Annotated in this window: 15 protein-coding genes and 3 pseudogenes; 8 read left to right on the forward strand and 10 right to left on the reverse strand. The window is 70.6% G+C overall.

The window, feature by feature from the left end:
* Positions 1-24 precede the first annotated feature (24 nt).
* From hutH to BBK82_RS19645, 6 genes and pseudogenes are all read left to right on the forward strand, one after another.
* A pseudogene (gene hutH / locus BBK82_RS19620) lies at positions 25-1,532 on the forward strand (histidine ammonia-lyase).
* The gene (gene hutU / locus BBK82_RS19625; RefSeq protein WP_065916297.1) at positions 1,529-3,187 is read left to right on the forward strand and encodes a urocanate hydratase; all 1,659 of its coding nucleotides are present in this window, start codon (positions 1,529-1,531) and stop codon (positions 3,185-3,187) included. Before hutH ends, hutU begins: the two are co-directional and overlap by 4 nt.
* Before the next feature lie 77 nt (positions 3,188-3,264).
* Complete coding sequence (locus BBK82_RS19630; protein ID WP_065916298.1) at positions 3,265-4,434, forward strand: allantoate amidohydrolase; 1,170 nt, start codon at positions 3,265-3,267, stop codon at positions 4,432-4,434.
* Positions 4,431-5,703 (forward strand): annotated as a pseudogene (locus BBK82_RS19635) (formimidoylglutamate deiminase). The gene BBK82_RS19630 and the pseudogene BBK82_RS19635 overlap by 4 nt, the downstream one beginning before the upstream one ends.
* A complete protein-coding gene (hutI, locus tag BBK82_RS19640; protein ID WP_065921198.1) occupies positions 5,700-6,833 on the forward strand; it encodes an imidazolonepropionase in 1,134 nt (377 codons plus the stop codon). Before BBK82_RS19635 ends, hutI begins: the two are co-directional and overlap by 4 nt.
* Positions 6,834-6,912: 79 nt before the next feature.
* Positions 6,913-7,794 carry a hypothetical protein gene (locus BBK82_RS19645; RefSeq protein ID WP_083268043.1) on the forward strand — a complete coding sequence of 294 codons (882 nt, stop codon included), beginning with the start codon at positions 6,913-6,915 and terminating at the stop codon, positions 7,792-7,794.
* Positions 7,795-7,984: 190 nt separating this feature from the next.
* Here the strand turns inward: BBK82_RS19645 and BBK82_RS19650 are convergent, their stop codons facing one another.
* Entirely contained in the window at positions 7,985-9,088 is a 1,104-nt protein-coding gene (locus BBK82_RS19650) for a S8 family peptidase (protein WP_237048272.1), read from the reverse strand.
* 167 nt (positions 9,089-9,255) lie between these two features.
* On the opposite strand from BBK82_RS19650, the gene BBK82_RS19655 reads away from it, so the two are divergent.
* A complete protein-coding gene (locus tag BBK82_RS19655; protein WP_065916300.1) occupies positions 9,256-10,140 on the forward strand; it encodes a helix-turn-helix domain-containing protein in 885 nt (294 codons plus the stop codon).
* Positions 10,131-11,231, forward strand: coding sequence for an aldo/keto reductase (locus BBK82_RS19660; RefSeq protein ID WP_237048273.1), 1,101 nt, complete (start codon positions 10,131-10,133; stop codon positions 11,229-11,231). Before BBK82_RS19655 ends, BBK82_RS19660 begins: the two co-directional genes overlap by 10 nt.
* Positions 11,232-11,291: 60 nt before the next feature.
* On the opposite strand, the gene BBK82_RS19665 is transcribed toward BBK82_RS19660, so the two are convergent.
* The 9 genes and pseudogenes from BBK82_RS19665 to BBK82_RS19705 form a co-directional block, all read right to left on the reverse strand.
* Positions 11,292-11,816, reverse strand: coding sequence for an RICIN domain-containing protein (locus tag BBK82_RS19665; protein WP_065916302.1), 525 nt, complete (start codon positions 11,814-11,816; stop codon positions 11,292-11,294).
* Between the two features lie 107 nt (positions 11,817-11,923).
* Positions 11,924-12,103, reverse strand: coding sequence for a DUF6104 family protein (locus BBK82_RS19670; protein WP_030471325.1), 180 nt, complete (start codon positions 12,101-12,103; stop codon positions 11,924-11,926).
* Positions 12,104-12,181: 78 nt separating this feature from the next.
* The gene (locus BBK82_RS19675) at positions 12,182-15,859 is read right to left on the reverse strand and encodes a multifunctional oxoglutarate decarboxylase/oxoglutarate dehydrogenase thiamine pyrophosphate-binding subunit/dihydrolipoyllysine-residue succinyltransferase subunit (RefSeq protein ID WP_071812635.1); all 3,678 of its coding nucleotides are present in this window, start codon (positions 15,857-15,859) and stop codon (positions 12,182-12,184) included.
* Between the two features lie 303 nt (positions 15,860-16,162).
* A complete protein-coding gene (locus BBK82_RS19680) occupies positions 16,163-16,975 on the reverse strand; it encodes a hypothetical protein (protein WP_065916304.1) in 813 nt (270 codons plus the stop codon).
* Between the two features lie 88 nt (positions 16,976-17,063).
* Positions 17,064-20,809 (reverse strand): annotated as a pseudogene (locus tag BBK82_RS19685) (ABC transporter ATP-binding protein).
* A gap of 1 nt (position 20,810) precedes the next feature.
* On the reverse strand, positions 20,811-21,683 hold the full coding sequence (locus BBK82_RS19690) for an ABC-2 transporter permease (RefSeq protein ID WP_065916305.1): 873 nt from the start codon (positions 21,681-21,683) through the stop codon (positions 20,811-20,813).
* Complete coding sequence (locus BBK82_RS19695; RefSeq protein ID WP_083268045.1) at positions 21,683-22,642, reverse strand: ABC transporter ATP-binding protein; 960 nt, start codon at positions 22,640-22,642, stop codon at positions 21,683-21,685. The genes BBK82_RS19690 and BBK82_RS19695 overlap by 1 nt, the downstream gene beginning before the upstream one ends.
* 20 nt (positions 22,643-22,662) lie before the next feature.
* Complete coding sequence (locus BBK82_RS19700; RefSeq protein WP_065916306.1) at positions 22,663-23,103, reverse strand: hypothetical protein; 441 nt, start codon at positions 23,101-23,103, stop codon at positions 22,663-22,665.
* Positions 23,103-23,285 (reverse strand): hypothetical protein, encoded by a 183-nt coding sequence (locus BBK82_RS19705; protein WP_065916307.1) that lies wholly within the window; start codon positions 23,283-23,285, stop codon positions 23,103-23,105. Before BBK82_RS19705 ends, BBK82_RS19700 begins: the two co-directional genes overlap by 1 nt.
* Between the last annotated feature and the right edge of the window lie 257 nt (positions 23,286-23,542).

Here is a 23,542-nt window from a genome sequence, read left to right on the forward strand (position 1 = left end):
GCCCCGGAGCGCTGTGATGTCTGCATGACACAACCGGTGGAGCTGGGTCCGAAGCCGCTGACCCTCGACGACGTCCACGCCGTCGCCCGCGACGGTGCCCCGGTGACGATCACCGAGGCGGCCCGCGAGGCGGTCACCACCGCCCGCGGTCACATCGAGCAGCTCGCCACGGCCGAACGCCCCACCTACGGCGTCTCGACCGGGTTCGGCGCGCTCGCCGTCCGGCACATCCCGCCGGACCGCCGCGCCCAGCTGCAGCGCTCGCTGATCCGCTCGCACGCCGCCGGGTCCGGCCCCGAGGTCGAGCGCGAGGTCGTGCGGGCGTTGATGCTGCTGCGGCTGCGGACCCTCGCCACCGGCCACACCGGCGTCCGGCTGTCCACCGTGGACGCGATGGCCGGGATGCTGAACGCCGGCATCACCCCGGTGGTGCACGAGTTCGGCTCACTGGGCTGCTCGGGTGACCTCGCGCCGCTGAGCGCGAGCGCGTTGGCGCTGATGGGCGAGGGCATGGTCCGCAACGCCGCCGGAGAGCTCGTCCCCGCGGCCGAGGCGCTGCGGGCCGCCGGCATCGAACCCGTGCAGCTGGCCGAGAAGGAAGGCCTCGCGCTGATCAACGGCACCGACGGCATGCTCGGCATGCTGTCGCTCGCGATCGCCGACTTCAGCCGGTTGCTCGACGTCGCCGACCTCACCGCCGCGATGAGCGTGGAGGCGCTGCTCGGCACCGACCGCGTCTTCGAACCGGAGCTGCACGCGCTGCGCCCGCATCCCGGCCAGAACGTCAGCGCCGCCCGGATGCTCGCCTTCCTGCGCGACTCCGAGATCGTCGCCTCGCACCGCGGCCCCGACTGCACCCGCGTGCAGGACGCGTACTCGCTGCGCTGCTCGCCGCAGGTGCACGGCGCGGCCCGCGACACCGTGGCGTACGCGGCGACGGTGGCCGACCGCGAGCTGTCGTCGGTGATCGACAACCCGGTGGTGCTGGCCGACGGCAGGGTCGAGTCCAACGGCAACTTCCACGGCGCGCCCGTCGCGTACGTGCTGGACTTCCTGGCCATCCCGCTCGCGGACGTGGCCTCGATCGCCGAGCGCCGCACCGACCGGATGCTCGACGTCTCGCGGTCGCACGGCCTGCCGCCGTTCCTCGCCGACGACCCCGGTGTCGACTCCGGCCACATGATCGCCCAGTACACCCAGGCGGCGATCGTCTCCGAGCTCAAGCGCCTGGCCGTGCCCGCCTCCGTCGACTCGATCCCGTCCTCGGCGATGCAGGAGGACCACGTGTCGATGGGCTGGTCCGCCGCCCGCAAGCTGCGCAAGGCCGTCGACGGGCTCACCACCGTGCTGGCCGTCGAGCTGCTCACCGCCGCGCGGGCGCTCGACCTGCGCGCGCCCCTCAAGCCCGCCCCGCGACGGCCGCGGCCGTGGCGAAGCTGCGCGAGACGGTGCAGGGGCCCGGCCCCGACCGCCACCTCGCGCCCGAGATCGCCGCCGCCGAGGCCCTCATCCGAAGTGGAGCACTGTCATGACCACCGTTCGTGCCGATCGAGGAACCGAGCTGACCGCCAAGCAGTGGTCGACCGAGGCCGCGCTGCGGATGTTCCACAACAACCTCGACCCCGACGTGGCCGAGCGCCCCGAGGACCTGGTCGTCTACGGCGGCACCGGCAAGGCCGCGCGCGACTGGCCGTCGTTCGAGGCGATCTCCCGTGAGCTGAAGAACCTCGAGGCCGACGAGACGCTGCTGGTGCAGTCCGGCCGTCCGGTCGGTGTCATGCGCACGCACGAGTGGGCGCCGCGGGTGCTGATCGCGAACTCGAACCTGGTGCCGGACTGGGCGAACTGGCCCGAGTTCCGCCGGCTGGAGGCCGAGGGCCTCACGATGTACGGGCAGATGACCGCCGGGTCGTGGATCTACATCGGCACCCAGGGCATCCTGCAGGGCACCTTCGAGACGTTCGCCGCGGTCGCGACCAAGCGCTTCAACGGCACCCTTCGCGGAACCCTCACGGTCACCGCGGGCCTCGGCGGCATGGGGGGCGCGCAACCGCTCGCCGTGACGATGAACGAGGGCGTCGCGCTGTGCATCGAGGTCGACCCGCACCGCGCCCAGCGGCGGCTGGAGACCCGCTACCTCGACGAGATCGCGGACGACCTGGACTCCGCGGTCGAACGCGTGCTGGCCGCGAAGGCCGCCGGTGAGGCCGTCTCCGTCGGTGTCGTGGGCAACGCGGCGGAGATCCTGCCGGAGCTGCTGCGCCGTGAGGTCCCCGTCGACATCGTCACCGACCAGACCTCGGCGCACGACCCGCTGGCGTACCTGCCGGTCGGCGTTCCGCTGGACGAGTGGCAGGACTACGCGGCCGCGAAGCCGGACGAGTTCACCGACCGTGCCCGCGAGTCGATGGCCGACCACGTCGAGGCGATGGTCGGGTTCATGGACCGCGGCGCCGAGGTGTTCGACTACGGCAACTCGATCCGCGGCGAGGCCCAGCTCGGCGGCTACGACCGGGCGTTCGCGTTCCCCGGCTTCGTGCCCGCCTACATCCGGCCGCTGTTCTGCGAGGGCAAGGGCCCGTTCCGCTGGGCGGCGCTGTCCGGCGACCCGGCCGACATCGCCAAGACCGACAAGGCGATCCTGGAGCTCTTCCCGGAGAACGAGCAGCTGGCCCGCTGGATCAAGATGGCGGGGGAGCGCGTCGAGTTCCAGGGCCTGCCCGCCCGCATCTGCTGGCTGGGCTACGGCGAACGGCACCTCGCGGGCCTGAAGTTCAACGAGATGGTCGCGAACGGCGAGCTGTCCGCGCCGATCGTGATCGGCCGCGACCACCTCGACTGCGGCTCGGTGGCCTCGCCGTACCGGGAGACCGAGTCGATGGCCGACGGCTCCGACGCGATCGCCGACTGGCCGCTGCTGAACGCGCTGGTCAACACGGCCTCGGGTGCGACCTGGGTGTCGATCCACCACGGTGGTGGCGTGGGCATCGGCCGGTCGATCCACGCCGGCCAGGTGACCGTGGCGGACGGCACCGAGCTGGCCGCGCAGAAGATCGAACGCGTGCTGACCAACGACCCCGGCATGGGTGTGATCCGGCACGTGGACGCGGGGTACGACGAGGCGAAGACGGTGGCCGCGGACAAGGGCGTCCCCATCCCAATGCTGCACAGGCCGATGGAGGGCTGAAAATTGTCAGACCTCGCTGGGACAATTGAATCAGGGGACCTCTCTGGAGGGGACCCCTGCGTGAGCGTGGGGGCCTGATGCTGGAGCAGATCAGCGACGTCGGCCGTGACGCCAAGCGCGGCGGCTACTCGCGCCACGGCTACGACAAGCCAGAGCTGGAGCTGCGGCACTGGTTCGTGGAGCAGGCGGTCCGGCGCGGTCTCACCGTGGAGACCGACCGGAACGGCAACCTCTGGGCGTGGTGGGGCGAGCGCGGCGACGACGCGCTCGTCACCGGCAGCCACCTGGACTCCGTTCCCGGTGGCGGTGCCTTCGACGGTCCGCTGGGCGTGACGTCGGCGCTGGAGGCCGTGGACCTGCTGCGGGCCAAGGGCTTCGAGCCCGCTCGGCCGTTCGCGATCACGGTCTTCGCCGAGGAGGAGGGTGGCCGGTTCGGCGTCGCGTGCCTGGGCTCGCGGCTGCTGACCGGTGCCATCGCGCCGGAGAAGGCGTTGGCGCTCAAGGACCCGGACGGCGTCACCCTGGCGGAGGCGATGAAGGCGGCCGGCTACGACCCGGCTCTGGTGGGCCGCGACGACCGGGCGTTGGAGCGCATCGGCCAGTTCGTGGAGCTGCACGTCGAGCAGGGCCGTGGCCTCACCGTGCCCGTCGGCGTCGCTTCGAGCATCCTCGCCCACGGCCGGTGGCGGTTCACGTTCGCGGGCGAGGGCAACCACGCCGGTGCCACGCTGGTCGAGGACCGGCGCGACCCGATGCTGCCGGCCGCGCAGCTGGTGCTGGCGGCGCGGAGAGCGGCTCGCGGTGGAGGACGGGCGACCGTGGGGAGGCTCGTCCCCAACCCCGGTGGCACCAACGTCATCGCGTCCACTGTGGACGTGTGGCTGGACGCCCGCGACTCCGACGACGAACGCACTCGTGCGATGGTCGCCGAGATCGCGGAGGCGGCTCGGCAGGCCGCCGAGGAGGAGGGCTGCGAGCTGAGGATGACCGAGGAGTCCTACGGCGACACGGTGTACTTCGACTCCGGGCTGCGGGACGACATCGCGGGCGCGCTCGGCGGCGTGCCGGCGCTGCCCACGGGTGCGGGCCACGACGCGGGCATCCTCGCCGCGCACGTGCCGACGGCGATGCTGTTCGTGCGCAACCCGACGGGCGTGAGCCACGCGCCGGAGGAGTTCGCCGAGCAGGCCGACGTCGACGAGGGCGTCAAGGCCCTGGCCGCCACGATCGAACACCTCGGCTCATGAACTTCTGGTGCGAGCGGGCCTGGCTGCCCGACGGGCTCGCCGAACGCGTGCTGATCAGGACCGAGGCGGGGCGGATCACGACCGTGTCCACGGTGGACACCATTCCGCTGGGGGTGCGGCGGCTGCACGGCGTCGTCGTGCCCGGCTTCGCGAACGCCCACTCGCACGCGTTCCACCGGGCGTTGCGCGGCCGCACGCACGACGGCGGCGGCACGTTCTGGACATGGCGTGAAGGCATGTACGCGCTGGCGTCGAAGCTGACCCCGCAGTCGTACCACCGGCTGGCCCGCGCGGTCTACGGCGAGATGGCGCTGGCCGGGGTCACCGCGGTCGGCGAGTTCCACTACGTCCACGACCGCTCCAACGAGTTCGGCCACGCATTGCGAGAAGCGGCCGCGGACGCGGGCATCCGGCTGACCCTGCTCGACACCTGCTACCTCGCGGGTGGCATCGACCAGCCGGTGAACGAGGTGCAGCAGCGGTTCTCCGACGGCACGGCCGAGGCGTGGGCGGCCCGCGTGGCCGAGCTGAAGTCCGACGACGTGATGCGGGTCGGTGCAGCGATCCACTCGGTCCGCGCGGTGCCGCGGGCCGAGCTCGCCACGGTGGCGCAGGCGTTCCCGGACGCGCCGCTGCACGTGCACCTCTCCGAGCAGCCCGCCGAGAACCAGGCGTGCCTCGACGCCTACGGCCTGACGCCGACCGCGTTGCTGGCCGAAGCGGGAGCGCTGGGCCCGCGCACCACCGCCGTGCACGCCACCCACCTCACGGCGGAGGACATCGCCCTGCTCGGCGGGTCCGGGACGGGAGCGTGCTTCTGCCCGACCACCGAGGCCGACCTGGCCGACGGCATCGGCCCGCCGCGAGCTCGCCGACGCGGGCAGCCCGCTGTCGCTGGGCAGCGACCAGCACGCGGTGGTCGACCCGCTGCTGGAGGCCCGCGCGCTGGAGCACGGCGAACGCCTGCGCACCGGGCAACGTGGCCGGTTCTCACCCGCCGAGCTGCGTGACGCCGCCACCCGGCACTCCGCGCTCGGCTGGGACGGCGGCCGCATCGAAGTCGGTGCTCCGTGCGACCTGGTTGCCATCGACTGCTCGTCGCCGCGCACCGCGGGATCGTTGCCGGAGCAGGTCTTCCTGTCCGCGACGGCGTCCGACGTGGCCACCGTGGTGGTCGGCGGCAAGGTGGTCGCGAGCGGCGGCGGGCACGAGACCCTGGGAGACGTCGGCAGGCTGCTGGCGGACGCGATCGAGGAGCTGTGGGCATGAGCGTGCTGATCACCGGCATCGGTGAGCTCACCACCAACACCGACGAGACCGGCGACGCGCTGGTCGTCGACGGCGACCGGATCGCCTGGGTCGGGCCGGCGGCGCAGGCGCCCGCGGCGGACGAGCGGGTCGACGTCGAGGGCCGGGCGGTGCTGCCGGGCTGGGTCGACTCGCACACCCACCTGGTCTTCGCGGGCGACCGCACCGCCGAGTTCGGTGCGCGGATGGCCGGCGAGCCGTACACGGCGGGCGGTATCGCGGTCACGGTCGGTGCGACCCGCGGTGCGTCCGACGAGCAGCTGTCCGAGGTCGTGCGCAAGCACGTCGCGGAGGCGTTGCGGCAGGGCACCACCTCCCTGGAGACCAAGACCGGTTACGGCCTGAACGTGCGGGACGAGGTGCGGTCGGCCCGGATCGCCGGCGAGCACGTCGAGGAGGTCACGTTCCTCGGCGCCCACCTGGTGCCGCCGGGCGAGGACGCCGACACCTACGTCGACCTGGTGCGCGGCGAGATGCTCGACGCGGTGGCACCGCTGGTGCGCTGGGCCGACGTGTTCTGCGAGAAGGGCGCCTTCGACTACGACCAGTCGAAGGCCGTGCTGACCGCGGCCGCTCAGAAGGGGCTGGGCCTGCGCGTGCACGGCAACCAGCTCGGCGAGGGCCCCGGCGTGCGGCTGGCCGTCGAGCTCGGCGCCGCGTCCGTCGACCACTGCACCTACCTGTCGTCGGCCGACGTCGACGCGCTGGCTTCGTCGGACACCGTCGCCACGCTGCTGCCGGCCTGCGATCTCTCCACCCGCCAGTCGCTGCCGCCCGCCCGCGCGCTGCTCGACGCGGGTGCGACGGTCGCGCTGGCCAGCAACTGCAACCCCGGCTCGTCCTACACCTCGTCGATGGCGTTCTGCGTGACCACGGCGGTTCTCCAGATGTTCATGAGCGTCGAGGAGGCCGTCCGGGCGGCGACGCTGGGTGGCGCGCGGGCGCTGCGGCGTGACGACATCGGCGTGATCCGCGTCGGTGCCCGTGCTGACCTGCACGTCCTGGACGCGCCGTCGATCACCCACCTCGCCTACCGGCCGGGCGTGCCGCTCACCCACGGCGTGTGGAAGAGCGGCGACCGGGTGATCTGACACCGGACGATGTAGCGATCTTGTAACCCTCCGTGTGGGCCTACTGGCCCAGGGTGGGACGGCCGTATGGTTTCCGCTCGTGGCGGATTTCGCGGACGCGCTGACCAAGGCGGTCGACGACAGCGGCCTCAGCCTCGAACGGATCCAGCACCACCTGGCCGCGCGTGGCATGCAGGTGAGCGTGTCGACGCTCAGCTACTGGCGGCGCGGGCGCAGCCGGCCGGAACGTGCCGAGTCGCTGAAGGTCGTCACCGCGCTCGAGGAGCTGCTGGGACTCGCGGAGGGGCACCTCACCGACAAGCTCGGCGACAAGCGGCCCCGCGGGCGCTGGCTCGGGCAGGCGATGTCCCTGGAGGACATGTGGGACTCGCGGGCCACCGACCTCGGCGAGGTGATGGCGCGGATCGACCGGCTGCAGCCCACCGCGTCGACGTACCTGAGCGTGCGCGACCGGCAGGTGATCGGGCCGGACCGGCGTGAGGTCGAGATGCACTGCACCGGTCTCATCCAGGCGCTGGAGGACGGGGTCGACCGGTTCCTCGCGATCCAGCTGGCCGACGCCACCGACCTCGGCGTCGCGACGATCGAGGCGGGCCCGCCGTGCCGGCTCGGGCGGGTGCGCAGCGAGGAGTCGACCGGGTTCCTGGTCGCGGAGGTCCTGTTCGACCGGATGCTGCGGGCCGGGGAGACGGCGCTGGTCGACTACACCGTGCGGATGAAGCCGGGGGCCGACAGCGAGGTGTGCGACCGGCGGTTCCTGCGGCCGGTGGGCGACTACGTGCTGCAGATCGACTTCCACCCCGATGCCGTGCCGGCGCGGTGCTACGAGTTCACCAGGCCGTCGCTGCAGGAACCGGAGACCGCGCTCACGGACCTGTGGATCGGGACGACCGCGTCCACGCACATCCACGTGCGGAACTCGAAACCGGGCATATATGGAGTGCGGTGGGAGTGGGACTAGTACCCACTCCCACCGCGGGCGCCCCCGGTGGATCGGTGCTCACGGCCGAGCCGCATTCGGCCGGAGCGTCAAGGGCGCAGGATGGCCGTCGTCGGTGCAGGGAGTGCCGACGACGGCATGCCTCACACCTTCACCAGCAGGTTCGGTGAACCCGTCCTGATGTCGGTGAGCTTGTTCGGCGTGGCCGCGTTCACCAGGGCACGCGCACCTGGGCCGGGGTCGCGCTCGGGTTGGCGCTCAGGTAGAGCGCCGCCGCACCCGCCACGTGCGGCGAGGCCATCGACGTGCCGCCCATCGAGCGCGTGCCGGTGTCGCTGCTGTGCGACGCGGACACGATCTCGCTGCCGGGCGCCCAGATGTCCAGGCATCGGCCGTGGTTCGACGAGCCGGCGCTCCAGATCGAACGCCTGTCGGAGCGGTCGGACGCGCCGACGGTGATCGCCTCCGGCGTGCGGGCCGGGGTGAAGGTGCACGCGTCCTGGCCGCTGTTGCCGCCCGCGAGCACGTAGGTGACGCCGGAGCCGATCGAGCGCCGCACGGCGTTCTCCAGCGAGCTGTTCGTCCCGCTGCCGCCGAGGCTCATGTTCACGACGGCCGGCTTCTTCGCGTTCTGCGTGACCCAGTCGATCGCGCGGATGATGCCGTCCCACGGACCGCTGCCCGCGCAGTCGAGCACGCGCACGCCGACGAGTTTGACCTGCTTCGCCACACCGTAGCTCTTACCGCCGACGGTGCCCGCGACATGTGTTCCGTGGCCGTTGCAATCCTGCGCCACTGAATCGTTGCTGATGAAGTCGTAGCCGTCCGCGGCGCGATTCTCGAAATCGACGTGCGTCTTCCGGATGCCTGTGTCGAGAATGTACGCGGTGACGTTCGACGCGGTGTTCGGGTACGTGTAGCTGCGGTTCAGCGGCAGGCTCGCCTGGTCGATCCGGTCCAGCCCCCACGTCGGGTTGGTCTGGGTGCCCTGGATCGTCGCGAAGGTGTTGCGCTCGACGAAGTCGACGGCCGGGTCGGCAGCCAGCCTGCGGGCCTGCTGCTCGGACATGCCGTTCACCGAGAACCCGTTCAGCGCGGTGCTGAAGGTGTGCCGGACAGAACCGTGGTAACGGGACGCCAGTGCGCTCGCAGGGGTGCGCACACCGTCCTTCAGCACCACGATGTAACTGCCCTCGACCGCCTGCGCACCCGCACCGGGCAGCACGTCCTCCTCGGCGGTGGCGGTGGGCGTCCACATCGCGGTGGCGGCGACGCCGAGTGCGGCGGCAATTGCCACACGACCTCGTCTTGCCATCGGTTCCTCCTGGCAGGGAATGATTTGGGGAACGTGACGAACTTAACCGCACCAACGGGTGAAATGGGAGGTTCGAAAATTCAGTCGGCAATACTGTCAAAACTGTGGCGGGCCTGTTGCGACCTGTGGAGGACCAGGGAACCGGGCACGGACGGTAACGTCCGTCCGTGTCGGATTTCGCAGAGGCGTTGACCATGGCCGTCGAGGCGAGCGGGCTCAGTCTCGAACGGATCCGGCGCCACCTCGAACTGCGCGGTCTGCAGGTGAGCCTGTCGACGCTCAGCTACTGGCGCCGGGGCCGCAGCCGCCCCGAACGACCGGAGTCGCTGCAGGCCGTCGCCGCGCTGGAGGAGGTCCTGCGGCTGGCTCCCGGCGAGCTGATGACCAAGCTCGGCGACAGGCGCCCGCGCGGCCGGTGGCTGGAACGGACCGCCGCGCTGGAGGGCATCTGGCAGGACGCGGCGATCGACCTCGGCCGCACCATCTCGCGGGTCGAGCGGCTGCTGCCCGTGCCCGCGAAGTACCTCACCGTCCGGGACGTGGTGGTGATCGGTCCTGACCGGCGGGAGGTCGAGCTGCGCAGCAGCGCGGTGCTCGAAGCGTTCGAGGACGGTGTCGACCGGATCCTCCTCGCGAAGACGGCGGACGACACCGACCACTCGCCGGGCGAGATCATCGCCATGAAGTCCTGCCGCGTCGGCCGGGTGCGCACCGACGAGGAGAACAGGCTGCTGGTCGCGGAGATCATCCTCGACCGGGTGCTGCGGGCGGGCCAGACCGCGCTCGTCGACCTGAGCTTCGTCTCCGACCCCGGCGCCGACAGCCACAGCGCCGACCGGCGGTTCGTCCGCCCCCTGCGCCACTACGTGCTGGAGGTCGAGTTCCACCCGGACGCGGTTCCGGTGCGGTGCCACGGGTTCACCTGTTCCGATCCGGCCGGGCCGGAGGTGGACACGGGGGACCTGTGGGTCGGGACCACCGCCTCCACGCACCTGGTCGTGCACGACGCCCAGCCCGGGATCACCTACGGCATCAGGTGGGAGTGGGAGTAGCGGCCCTCGCCCGCCACGCCGACGGCGGTACGGGCGGACCGGCGACCTGGAGCAGCTCCACGTGGCACGAGGCCGCCGAGCGGGGCAGGGTTGTGGCCATGGACTACACGAACCTCGGCCGCAGCGGCCTCTCCGTCTCCCGACTGTGCCTCGGCACCATGAACTTCGGCCCTGAGACGACCGAGGCCGACAGCCACGCGATCATGGACAGGGCCCACGAGCACGGCGTCAACTTCTTCGACACGGCCAACGTCTACGGCTGGAAGATGGGCGAAGGCGTCACCGAGAACATCATCGGCCGGTGGTTCGCGCAGGGCGGTGGCCGGCGGGAGAAGACCGTCATCGCCACCAAGCTCTACGGCAGCATGGGCGAGTGGCCGAACGAGACCAAGCTGTCGGCGTTGAACATCCGCCGCGCCGCTGACGCCTCGTTGAAGCGCCTGCAGACCGACTACATCGACCTGTACCAGATGCACCACGTCGACCGCGCCACGCCGTGGGACGAGATCTGGGAGGCCTTCTCGGTGCTGCGCCAGCAGGGCAAGGTCATCTACTTCGGCTCGTCGAACTTCGCGGGCTGGCACCTCGCCCAGGCCCAGGAAGCCGCCCGCACGCGCGGGTTCCTCGGCCTGGTGTCCGAGCAGTCGATCTACAACCTGATGACCCGCTGGATCGAGCTGGAGGTCCTGCCGGCGGCCCGCCACTACGGCCTCGGCGTCATCCCGTGGTCACCGCTGCACGGCGGCCTGCTCGGCGGCGTGCTCCGCAAGCAGCGCGAGGGCGGCACCTCCCGCAGCGCGTCCGGCCGTTCCGCGGACGCGCTGGAGAAGCACCACGACAGCATCGAGGCCTACGAGAAGCTCTGCGCGGACATCGGTGAGGACCCGGCCAACGTCGGCCTCGCCTGGCTGCTGCACCAGGAGGGCGTGACCGCGCCGATCATCGGCCCGCGCACCGCCGAGCAGCTCGACAACTCGCTGCGCGCGGCCGAGCTGAAGCTGGACGCCGAGGTGCTCGCCAAGCTCGACGAGCTGTTCCCGGCGCCCGCTCCGAACGGCTCCAAGCCGGCCCCGGAGGCCTACGCCTGGTAGCGCTTTCCGGCGTCTGCAAGTACTACCGACTCGTACTTGGTAGTACTTGCAGACGCGTGCTCAGCCGCGGCGGACGCGCGTCCACTGCTGCGGTGCGCCGCCGTGGCAGTCCCACTGGTAGATGGCGCCGCCGTTGCGGCTGTCGTCGGGGTTGGCGTCGAGGCAACGGCCGGTGGCCGCGTTCTGCAGCGTCAGCCCCTGGTTGTTCCACGGCCGCCAGACCTGTGGTGCGCCGCCGTGGCACGGCCAGACGTAGACCTGGCCGCCGTTGCGGTTGTCGTCCGGGTTGGCGTCCAGGCACATCTTGGTGTTGAGCACCGGCCGGATGGTGCTGTCGCTGAAGAACAGCCACTCCTGCTCGTCGGTGCCGTCGAAGTTCCACTGGCGGATCGCCCCGCCGGCCTGGTCGACCGTGCTGCGCACCGCTTCGAGGTTGCGGAACGGCGAGAAGCCGATCCTGAGGTTGAACGGACCCGACACGGCCTGGGCGCCGACGCCGGGTTCCCGGTCCTGCGCGGCCGCGAGTCCGGCGCCGGACAACGCCGTCGTGACCACCGCTGCCGCGACCATCGTCTTCGTGAACAAGAGCTCCCCCTCTTCCGTTTCGACGCTGACAGGTCCATCGTCGCGCCGGGCAGAGGGGGAGCGGATGAGCATGAGCATGCTCAAAAACGGTGCCAAAAGGCCAAAGGTCAGTCTTCGAAGTCGTCGTCGTCGCGCGCCAGGAACGTGGCGAAGCGCTCGATCGGCGTCTCGAAGTCGGGGTTGGCGTCGACGAACTCCCGCAGCTTGTCGGCGAGCCACGCGAACGTGACCTCCTCCTCGCCGCGCCGCTTCTCAAGCTCCTCGATGCCGCGATCGGTGTGGTACATAGCTGAACTCCTGTGAGGGCTTAGAAAACGAGCCGCCGGATCCAGGTGGATCCGGCGGCTCGTTCGGTCACACCTGACTTAGTCGAAGGCGCGGTTGATGATCTCGCGCTGCTCGACCTCGTGCACCTTGCTCGAACCGGCCGACGGGGCGGCCATCGGGCGGCGCGACACGCGGCGGACACCCGAGAGGTGCGCGGGCAGCAGCTCCGGCAGGGCGAGACCGTAGAACGGCCACGCGCCCTGGTTCGCCGGCTCCTCCTGGACCCAGCGGATGTCCTTCGCGTTCGGGTAGCGCTCCAGGGTCTCGGTCAGCTTGCGGGCCGGGACCGGGTAGAGCTGCTCGACGCGCACGATCGCCACGTCGCCCGCGCTGCGCTTCTCCCGCTCCGAGTGGAGCTCGTAGGAGATCTTGCCGCTGCACAGCAGGACCTTCGTGACCGCGTTCGGGTCCTTGACGGTCGGGTCGTCCATCACCGACTGGAAGCGGTCGTTGATGAACTCGTCCGTGCCGCTGACCGCTGCCTTGAGGCGCAGCATCGACTTCGGCGTGAACACGATCAGCGGCCGGTCGACGCCGTCGAGGGCGTGGCGGCGCAGCAGGTGGAAGTAGTTCGCCGGGGTCGACGGCACCGCGACGGTCATGGAGCCCTCGGCGCACAGCTGCAGCCAGCGCTCGATGCGGCCCGACGTGTGGTCGGGGCCCTGGCCCTCGTGGCCGTGCGGCAGCAGGATCACGACGTCGGAACGCTGACCCCACTTCGCCTCACCGGACGAGATGAACTCGTCGATGATCGGCTGCGCGCCGTTGACGAAGTCACCGAACTGCGCCTCCCACAGCACCAGCGCCTGCGGGTTCGCCACCGAGTAGCCGTACTCGAAGCCGACGGCCGCGAACTCCGACAGCACCGAGTCGTAGACCATGAACTTGCCCTGGTCCGGCGACAGGTTCTGCAGCGGCGTGTACTCCTCGCCGGTCTTGCGGTCGATCAGGGTCGCGTGGCGCTGCACGAACGTGCCGCGGCGCGAGTCCTGGCCGGCCAGGCGGACCTTGCGGCCCTCCAGCGCGAGCGAGCCGAACGCGAGCAGCTCGGCGAACGCCCAGTCGATGCCGCCCTCGCGCGCCATCTTGGCGCGGCGGTCGAGCACCGGCTTGACGCGGGCGTGCGGCGTGAAGCCCTCCGGGAGGTTCACGTGCGCGTCGGCGATGTGCTCCAGCACCTCGCGGCTGATGCCCGTGGGGAGCTTGGCCGGGATCTGCTGCTCGGACTCGACCGACGGGCTGACCGTGACCGGGTGCTTCTCGAGCTCGCGGACCTCGTTGAAGACGTGCTCCAGCTGGCTGGAGAAGTCCTGCAGCGCCTTCTCGGCCTCCTCCACCGTGATGTCGCCGCGGCCGATCAGGGACTCGGTGTAGGTCTTGCGCACCGAGCGCTTCTGGTCGATCACGTCGTACATCGCCGGCTGGGTCATCGAGGGGTCGTCGCCCTCGTTGTGACCGCGGCGGCGGTAGCAGACCATGTCGATCACGACGTCCTTGCGGAACCGCTGGCGGTAGTCGACAGCGAGCTTCGCGACCCAGTAGCAGGCCTCGGGGTCGTCACCGTTCACGTGGAAGATCGGCGAACCGATCATCTTCGCGACGTCGGTCGAGTACTTCGACGACCGCGAGTGCTCCGGCGCGGTGGTGAAGCCGACCTGGTTGTTCACGACGATGTGGACCGTGCCGCCGGTGCGGTAACCGCGCACCAGGGCCAGGTTCAGCGTCTCGGCCACGACACCCTGCCCGGCGAACGCCGCGTCACCGTGCATCGCGACCGGCAGCACCGGGAAGGTGTCGCCGCCGATGCCGATGATGTCCTGCTTGGCGCGCACGATGCCCTCGAGCACCGGGTCGACCGCCTCGAGGTGCGACGGGTTCGCCGTCAGCGACACCTTGGTCTCGCCGTCGCCGAACATCCGGAAGTACTTGCCCTCGGCACCGAGGTGGTACTTCACGTCGCCCGAGCCGTGCGCCTGACCGGGGTCGAGGTTGCCCTCGAACTCGCGGAAGATCTGCGAGATCGGCTTGCCGACGATGTTCGCGAGCACGTTCAGGCGGCCGCGGTGCGGCATCGCGATGACGACCTCGTCGAGTTCGTGCTCGGCTGCCTTGTCCAGCACCGCGTCGAGCAGCGGGATGACGGTCTCGCCGCCCTCCAGCGAGAAGCGCTTCTGGCCGACGTACTTCGTCTGCAGGAACGTCTCGAACGCCTCGGCCGCGTTGAGCTTGCTGAGGATGTACTTCTGCACGGTGGCCGGGGGCTTCTCGTGCGGGACCTCGACGCGTTCCTGGATCCAGTGCCGCTCCTCCGGCTCCAGGATGTGCATGTACTCGACGCCGACCGTGCGGCAGTACGAGTTGCGCAGCACACCGAGGATGTCGCGGAGCTTCATCCGCTCCTTGCCGGCGAACCCGCCGACCGGGAACTCCCGGTCGAGGTCCCACAGCGTCAGGCCGTGGCTCAGGACGTCGAGGTCCTGGTGGCTGCGCTGGCGGTAGTTCAACGGGTCCGTGTCGGCCATCAGGTGGCCGCGGGTGCGGAACGCGTCGATCAGCTCGATCACGCGGGCGGTCTTGTCGACGGCGCCCTCGGGGATGTCGGCGACCCAGCGGATGGGCTCGTAGGGCAGCCGCAGCGACGCGAAGATGTCGTCGTAGAAGTTGTCCTCGCCCAGCAGCAGCTGGTGGACGCGCTTGAGGAACTCGCCCGACTCCGCACCCTGGATGATGCGGTGGTCGTAGGTGCTCGTCAGCGTGATGATCTTGCTGACGCCCATGTCGGTGAGCGCCTGCTCGCTGGTGCCCTGGAAGTGCGCGGGGTACTCCATCGCGCCGACACCGATGATCGCGCCCTGACCGGCCTGCAGCCGCGGCACCGAGTGGTTGGTGCCGATCGTGCCGGGGTTGGTCAGCGAGATCGTGGTGCCGGAGAAGTCGTCCGTCGTCAGCGACCCGGCGCGGGCCTTGCGGATCAGGTCCTCGTAGGCCTGCCAGAACTGCGTGAACGTCATGTTCTCGCAGCCCTTGACCGACGCGACGACCAGCGTGCGCTGCCCGTCCTTGCCCGGCAGGTCGATCGCGAGGCCGAAGTTCACGTGCTCCGGCGTGACGACGAACGGCTTGCCGTCGACCTCGGCGTAGTGCCGGTTCATGTTCGGGTACGCCTGCAGCGCCCGCACCACCGCGTAGCCGATGACGTGCGTGAAGGAGACCTTCCCGCCGCGCGTCCGCTTCAGGTGGTTGTTGATGACGATGCGGTTGTCGGCCAGCAGCTTGGCGGGCACGGCGCGCACGCTGGTCGCGGTCGGAACGGTGAGCGAGAGCTCCATGTTCTTCGCGATCGCGGCGGCGGCACCGCGCAGCTGCTTCTGCTCGGGCTGCGCGCTCGGCGTGACCGGGGCGGCCTTCGCGGCCTGCTGCGGCGCCGGCTTGCTGGCCGGCTTGGCCGCGGGCTTGGCCGGCGGCGCTGCCTTGGCGGCAGGCGCGGCTTGTGCTTTGCCGGTGTCAGCGGCAGGCGGCGTCACGGTCGTGGTGGTCGTAGCGCCACCCGCACCCGCCGCGGCGGTGTTCCCGTTGCCGCCCGCACGCTTGTAGTCGGCAAAGAAGTCGTGCCATGCCGGGTCTACGGATGACGGGTCCGCGAGGAACTGCTCGTACATCTCCTCGACGAGCCACTCGTTCGGCCCGAATTGTGACGCAGGACTGCTGCTGGACACGGCTGGCGCTCGCCTCTATCCATCTCGCTCTTGGTGGTGACTCATGCGGTAGTCAGGCTAGTCCCCCTGGCGCGGGCCTTCACACGCTGGAGGCACCTGGCAACGAGTGCTCTGTCACAGGATCGATCAGGACGGCCCTCACGTCACCCGCAGTTGAGCATCTCTTGATGTGCATCTCACTACGCCGCCTCCCTTTCGGGCAATGTCCGCTGAGCTGTCGGACGGACATGCGCACTGAGAGCAGCGACCAGTTCACGACAGGTACAACAACTTCGCCTGGTGGAATGATCCCCGGTTCTCGGTTCACCCGGCTGAACTCTTGATCGACCTGGCCATCGCCCGCACGAACCGCTCCCTGGTCTCCTCGCTCGTGCGGTCCAGCGACAGGTACGGGTTCAGGTCCTCCAGCTCGACCAGCAACAACCCTCCTTCCCGCGTCCGGCACGCGTCAACCCGCTGAATGCCGTGCGCCAGCCCGTTCCACCGGATGAACTCCTCCGCGAACTCCAAGTCGGCGCTCGTGGCTTCGTAGGCCCGGAGTTCCCACCTGCGGTCGGTTTCAGGCGCGTACAACGCGTACTGGAACTCGTCGTCCACGTAGTAGAACGACACCTCGTATTCAAAGTCGATCTTCGGCTGGATCAGCGTGTTGTTCTTGTCCGTGATTTTCTCGCGCGGGACGAATTCCAGCCCGTGCGAGTCTGCGCCGGCTTTGGGCTTGACGACGTAGAGGTCCGCGGCCGGGAGCTTGGCGACGTCTTCTCGGCGGTCGACTGTGGGGATCACCGGTGAGCCCTGCTCGGTGAGGTCGACCAGGTACTGCTTGCCCGCCATGTCGGCCTTGCCGGTGAGCGGGTTGTAGACGTTGAGGTCCTTCGCCCGCTCCCGGAACTCCCGGTAGGCCTCGGGGTAGTCGATCACCGGCCCGCTGTTGCGCACGACCGTGACGTCGAACCCGTTGCCGAGCAGCGCGGCGGCGTCGCGGGGGTTGCAGAGGGCGATGTCGAAGTGCTCGCGGAGGCGGGAGGTCAGGTAGATGTCCTCGTCGCAGTAACGGCGGCCGCGGGCGGGATAGGCGAGGTCGGTGACGTAGAGGACTTTGGGGCGGGGAGGCACGGCGGGGACTCCTGGACTGGTGGGGAGGGGAAGGGCGGGGTGAGAAGGCGGCGGGCCTCCAACGCGCGGGCAGGCGCTCTCCGGACACTCAGCTCACTGTGGTGCCGTGCCTCCACAGACGGGCGTAGGTGCCGTCGGCGGCCAGTAACTCGTCATGCGTGCCCACCTCGGCCACGCGTCCGTTCGCCAGCACCACGATGCGGTCGGCGCGGGCGGCGGTGGCCAGGCGGTGGGCGACCACGAAGGTGGTGCGGGAGCCGGCCAGGTGGTCGCTGGCGGCCAGGACCGCGGACTCGGTGGACGGGTCGAGGGCGGCGGTGGCCTCGTCGAGGAGCAGGAGGTCGGGGTGGACGAGTTCGGCGCGGGCCAGGGCGATGAGCTGGCGCTGGCCGGCGGAGAGGCGGTTGCCGCGTTCGCCGACCGGTTGGTGGAAGCCGGAGGCCAGGGTGGCGACCATGGGAAGTGCGCCCACCGAGGCGGTGGCGTCCTCGATCTCGACGCGCGTGGCGGCGGGGCGGCCGTAGGCGACGTTCTCGGCCACGTCGCCGCCGAAGAGGTGGGCTTCCTGGGGGACCACGCCGAGGCGCTGGCGGTAGGCGGAGAGGTCGTAGGTCCGGATGTCGACGCCGTCGACGAGCACCGTGCCCGAGGTGGCGTCGTAGAAGCGGGCCACCAGTTTGACCAGGGTGGACTTGCCGGCGCCCGTTTCGCCGACCAGAGCGACGGTCTCGCCGGGGCGGACGTGCAGGGACACGTCGGCCAGCGCCGGTTCGGCGGTGCCGGGGTAGGAGAACGAGACGTTGCGGAGCTCCACCTCGCCGCGCAGGTGCGGCGGGACCGGGACCGGGGTCGCCGGGGGTGCGACGGTGGTCGGGGTGCGGAGCAGGTCGCCGATGCGGCGCAGGCCCACGCGGGCCTGCTGGTAGCCGTCGAAGACGCCGGAGAGCTGCTGCAGCGGGCTGAAGAACATGCCCAGGTACAGCAAGAACGCCAGCAGCACACCGGGGCTCATGGTGCCGGTGGCGACGCGGTGGGCGCCGGCGGCCAGTGCGATCGCCTGGGCCACGCCGGAGAGCATCGCGACGAACGGGAAGTACGTGGCGATGTAGCGCTGGGCCCGCAGGCGGGTGCGGCGGTAGGCGTCGCTGCGCTCGGCGAAGGCGTCCGCGGAGTGGCGTTCGCGGGTGTAGGCCTGGGCCACGCGCAGGCCGGAGACGTTCTCCTGCAGGTCGGCGTTCACGGCGCTGACGCGTTCGCGGGCCTCGGCGTAGGCGGCGGAGGACAGGCGCTGGAACACCACGGTCGCCACCACCAGCAACGGCAGCACGGCCAGCGCGATCAGGGCGAGCGACGGGTCGGTCACCACCAGGGCCACCGTCACGCCGACCAGGGTCAGCAGGCTGATCACCGCGGTGACCAGGCCGGTCTGCAGGAACGTCGAGAGCGCGTCGACGTCCGTGGTCATCCTCGTCATGATCCGGCCGGCCATCTCGCGCTCGTAGTAGTCGAGCCCGAGCCGTTGCAGGTGCGCGTAGCTGCGGACGCGCAACAGGTACAGCAGCCGCTCACCGAGCCGCGCGGCGAACAGGGTGCTGCCCGCCGTCGTCAGCCAGCCGGCCACCACGAGCCCCACGCCCAAGGCGACAGCGAGCCAGAGCGACGACTCCGCGCCACCCACCACGCCGCCGTCCACGCCGAGCCGGACCAGCGCCGGCAGCCCCATGCCGACCAACGCGTCCAGCACCACCAACGCACCCACACCGAGCAACGCCCACCGCACCGGCCGCACCAGGCGCGCCAACCGGAACCCGGGATCGGGCGCCGTCGGGTCCTCCGTCAGCACCGGCTCGACGGCCGCGGCAACGCACGCACCTGCGCCAGCAGCTCCGGCGTCGGCGGACCACCGGCGAGCGCGGACGCGGCACCTCCGCCGCCACCACGGCGACCGGACGTGCCACCCGCACCGGCAGACGCGCCGGAAGCCGGACGGGCGTCGTCGACCAGCCGCTGGTCCAGCTCCTCCTGCGACAGCTCCGGCCACAGGTCACCGGCCGGGGCCGGCGCCGGCGACTCGATCGCCTCACCAGGACCCGCCAGCAGCTCGCGGTACAGCGCACACCGCGAGCTCAGCTCCTCGTGCGTGCCCACGTCCACCACCCGGCCCGCGTCCAGCACGGCGATCCGGTCAGCCAGTGACAGCGTGGAACGCCGGTGCGCGACCAGCAACGTCGTCCGCGACGCCGTGACCGACGCCAGCGTCGCGTGGATCGCCGCCTCGGTCGCGTTGTCCACCGCCGACGTCGCGTCGTCCAGCACCAGGATCCGCGGATCGGACAGCAACGCCCGCGCCAGCGCGACCCGCTGCCGCTGACCACCCGACAACGTCAGCCCGCGCTCGCCGACCACCGTGTCGTACCCGTCCGGCAGCGCCTGGATGAAGTCGTGCGCCTCGGCCGCCTTCGCCGCCCGCTCGACCTCCTCCCGCGAGGCGTCGGGACGGCCGTAGGCGATGTTCGAGAACACGCTGGAGGAGAAGAGGAAAGCCTCCTCGAACACCACGCCCACCGCACCGCGCAACGACTCCAGCCGCATGGTCCGCACGTCCGCGCCGCCGACCCGCACCGTTCCCTCGTGCACGTCGTAGAAACGGGGCAGCAGCAGGGAGACCGTCGACTTGCCCGACCCCGCCGTCCCCACCAGGGCCAGCGTCTCGCCGGGCTCGACCGAGATCGAGAAGTCGCGCAGCACCGGCTCGCTGCGCGTGTACCCGAACGTCACCCCCGAGAACGACACCCCGAGCGGTCCGGACGGCACCTCACCCGGCCCGTCCGTCACGTCCGGCTGCGAGTCGACCAGCTCGTACACCCGCTCCACGCCCGCCCGCGCGAGCTGCGCCGACACCATCAGGCTCGACAGCAACCTGGTCGGTCCCACCAGGTTCGCCACGTAGGTCGTGAACGCCAGGAACGTGCCCAGCGTGACCTGCCCGTGCAACGCCAGCCAGCCGCCCAGCCCGAGCACCCCGACCTGCCCCAGCAACGGCAGCGCCGTCACCGTCGCCAGCGGCCGCGACGACAGCCGGGCAGCGCGCATCCGTTCCGCGAACAGCGACCGCGCGTGCTTCTCCAGCCGGGCGATCTCGCGCGCCTCCTGACCGAAGCCCTTCACGACGCGCACGCCGGTGACGGTCTCCTCGACGTGCTGCGCGAGGTCCGCCGCCCGCTGCTGCGCCGACCAGGTGGCCGGGAACAACGTCAGCCGCGTCCGCCCGGCCAGCCACGCCACCAGCGGCAGCACCACCAGCGCGACGATCGTCAGCGGGACCGACAGGTAGAGCATCGCCGCCAGCGCGGCCAGCGCGAACACGATCGTGCCCACCGCCAGCGGCACCATCATCAGCAGCGACTGCACCAGCTGCAGGTCCGTGATCGACCGGGACACGATCTGCCCGGTCCGCATCTCGTCCTGCTTCGCGCCGTCCAGCCGCTGCACCGCCGAGAACACCGACCGCCGCAGGTCGTGCTGCACGTCCAGCGCCAGCCGCCCGCCGACGTACCGCCGCACGAACGCGGAGCCGAACGTCAGCAGCTCCAGCACCACCAGCGCGACGACCAGCATCAGCAACCGGTCGGTGCGCCCCGCCGTCGAGTCGTCGACCGCGACCTTCAGCAGCAGCGGTCCGGCCGCCTGCAGACCCACGCCGAGGACGGCGGCGACCACCGACAGCACCACCAGCCGGGGGTGCTGCCAGCAAGCCGCCACCAGTCGGCGAACCCAGCCCTGTTTCACATCGATGAGGCTACGGACCGGGTCTGACAAAACTGATGACCGCAGGTCAGGTGATGTCCTTGGACTGCGTCGCCGCCCAGCCGCCCGCGAAGACGACCCCGGCCCACGCCACGAACACCAGCCCCGACCACCACCAGTCGAGCGCACCGCCCGCACCCGCGATCGCGCGCAGCACGTCCTCGATCTCCGGCGGCACCACACCGGCCGTCGACAGGAACAGGTCGACCGCGACCGACCCGGTGAGCCCGTTGATCGACCCGTTCGGCAGGAACCCGATCACCGTCGGCACCTCGAGGTAGGCGAGCACGCCGTGCAGCACGTTCTCGATCACCAGGAAGTACAGGATCAGGATCACGACGGACCCGGCGACGTTCGGGACCAGCGCCCCGACGCCCACGCCGAACATCGTCATCAGGATCGACGACAGCACGCAGACCAGCGTCAGCATCGCCCAGCCACCCGCGTCCGGCAGCTGCCCGGAGTCCGCGGTGATCACCACGCCGATCGCGATGAAAGCCATGATCGCGAGGCCGTAGATCGCGCCCCACAGGATGTAGACCAGCATCTTCGCCAGCATCGCGTGCATCCGCGACGGCGCGGTCAGGAACGTCGTCGTGATCGTCCGCCGCTGGATCTCACCGGACACCGCGAGCGCGCCGAAGATCAACGGGAAGATCGTCGACACGTTGATCGCCCGCGCGATGCCGAAGAGCGAGATCTTCCACTGGTCCGGCGTCACGCCGAGGAAGTCCGACACCTCGTCCACGTCCGACGACGACGCGAGGTCGACGAAGAACTGCCCGAGCAGACCGGTCGCGAGCCCCCACCCCAGCGCCAGCACGGCGGTCGGGATCAACAGCCCCCACCAGAGCCCGGTCGTGGTCGTCTTGCGGAGCTCCGCCTGTACGAGGTTGCCCATCAGGCCCAACCACCCTGTTGCTGTTGCTGCTGCTGGTACGGCGCCGGCGCGTACCCGGCGTACTGGCCACTGGTGAGCTGGAAGAACAGGCGTTCCAGGTCGACCTGCTCCTCCTGGATGCCGTAGATCGAGACGCCTGCCTGCAACGCCGCGTCCGCCACGTACTTCGCGTCCACCCCGGACACCGCGAGCCTGCCGTCCGGCAGCTGCTCGACGTGCACGCTCGCCGCGCGCAGGACGTTCGCCAGCGTGCCGACGTCCGACGGCTGCACGAGAACGCGCTTGCTCTGCGACTGCCGCAGCTTCTCCAGCGGCCCGTAGAACATCGTCTGCCCGCGCGAGATGATCACGACCTGGTCGACGGTCTGCTCGACCTCGGCCAGCAGGTGGCTGGAGATCAGCACCGTGCGGCCCATGCGCGCGTAGGACTGCAGGAACGTCCGCAGCCACGCGATGCCCTCGGGGTCGAGACCGTTCGCCGGCTCGTCGAGCACGAGCACCTGCGGGTCGCCCAGCAGCGCGGTGGCCAGGGCCAGCCGCTGCTTCATGCCCAGCGAGAACCCGCCGACGTTGCGGTCGGCCGCCGTCGCGAGGCCGACCAGGCCGAGGACCTGGTCGGCCTGCGCGTCCGGCACGCCGATCGCCGCCGCGTACACGCGCAGGTGGCTGCGTGCTGTGCGCGACGGGTGGAAACCCTGCGCCTCCAGCACCGCGCCCACCACGCGGCCGGGCTGGCCGAGCTGGTGGAACGGCCTGCCGTTGATCGTCGCGATGCCACTGGTCGGCTTCACCAGACCCAGCAGCATCCGCAGGGTCGTCGTCTTGCCGGCGCCGTTCGGGCCGAGGAAGCCCGTCACACTGCCGGGTGACACGGTGAAGCTCAGGTTCTGCACCGCGGTCACCGAACCGAACTGCTTGGTCAGGTTCTGCACCGCGATGAGGCCGCTGCCGTCATGCATGCGGCCATCCTGCCTGAAGGTCAGTCCGGCAACGCGTGCTTTGGACGCGACACGACGGGCGCGCGGTGCACGGCCTGCGGCGCGTCGGTCAAGATCGGCAGCTCGGCCGTCGCCTCGGCGGGAACTTCGGCCGGCACCTCGTCGGTGATACCTGATCGGGTGAACGGGTTGCGCAACGGCCTGCGGCGCTCCCGGTGCGGCACGCCCTCGCCGATGAGGTGCTGGTGCGCCATGTTCCAGACCTGACAAGGCCATCGCCGGCGCCGCAGCCAGCCGGGACAGGCCTTGCAGCGGCCGTCCTCGTCGGGCTGGTGGACCGTCAGCAGCAACCGCCAGCCGTCCGCCAGGCGGTGGATCTCCGCGCGGGCCAACGGGACCAGCGCGTCGGCCTCGCCCTGCTCGGCCACCTCGTCCAGCAGCGCCAACCGTTGCAGCACCGCGTCGCGCAGGGACTCGTCCATCACATCTTCGCCGAAGCCTGGTCGAGCAACGAGCCCAGCCGGCGCGTCTGAGTGGCGGACATCACAGCGGTCTGGCCAGGAGGCGCGACCAGCAGCACCCGGTCGTTCTCCAGCAGAACGGTCATCGACCTGTCTCGACCGAACGGGTCGTGGCAGTGGATCCAGCCCTGTGGTTCAGCCATGGAATCTCCCTTCGAGGGACACCCGACTCCGTCTTCATCGGCCGTCGCCCCTGCTCGGCGCACCGGCAGCGGGGGAATTCACTCGTTTGCTGGACGGCTTGGAGCAGGGCAATGGTCTGGTTGGGGAAACTTTTAGGTCGCGTTTCGGTGGGGGTGCTGGGCGCGCCCGTCCAAGAGCCGCTATATTTGGTCACGGCGGCCCCGCTCCCAGTGACCCCCAGGCTGGTTGAGCGCGGCCGCCCTTTACGTGGCGGGCC

The sequence above is a fragment of the Lentzea guizhouensis genome (assembly GCF_001701025.1).
Lineage (GTDB): Bacteria > Actinomycetota > Actinomycetes > Mycobacteriales > Pseudonocardiaceae > Lentzea > Lentzea guizhouensis.

Coding starts and splice junctions, on each gene's coding strand:
- hutU (WP_065916297.1), top strand. CDS start 1,529: ATGACCACCGTTCGTGCCGATCGAGGAACCGAGCTGACCGCCAAGCAG.
- BBK82_RS19650 (WP_237048272.1), bottom strand. CDS start 9,088: ATGGCAAGACGAGGTCGTGTGGCAATTGCCGCCGCACTCGGCGTCGCC.
- BBK82_RS19630 (WP_065916298.1), top strand. CDS start 3,265: ATGCTGGAGCAGATCAGCGACGTCGGCCGTGACGCCAAGCGCGGCGGC.
- hutI (WP_065921198.1), top strand. CDS start 5,700: ATGAGCGTGCTGATCACCGGCATCGGTGAGCTCACCACCAACACCGAC.
- BBK82_RS19670 (WP_030471325.1), bottom strand. CDS start 12,103: ATGTACCACACCGATCGCGGCATCGAGGAGCTTGAGAAGCGGCGCGGC.
- BBK82_RS19695 (WP_083268045.1), bottom strand. CDS start 22,642: ATGCATGACGGCAGCGGCCTCATCGCGGTGCAGAACCTGACCAAGCAG.
- BBK82_RS19700 (WP_065916306.1), bottom strand. CDS start 23,103: ATGGACGAGTCCCTGCGCGACGCGGTGCTGCAACGGTTGGCGCTGCTG.
- BBK82_RS19690 (WP_065916305.1), bottom strand. CDS start 21,683: ATGGGCAACCTCGTACAGGCGGAGCTCCGCAAGACGACCACGACCGGG.
- BBK82_RS19705 (WP_065916307.1), bottom strand. CDS start 23,285: ATGGCTGAACCACAGGGCTGGATCCACTGCCACGACCCGTTCGGTCGA.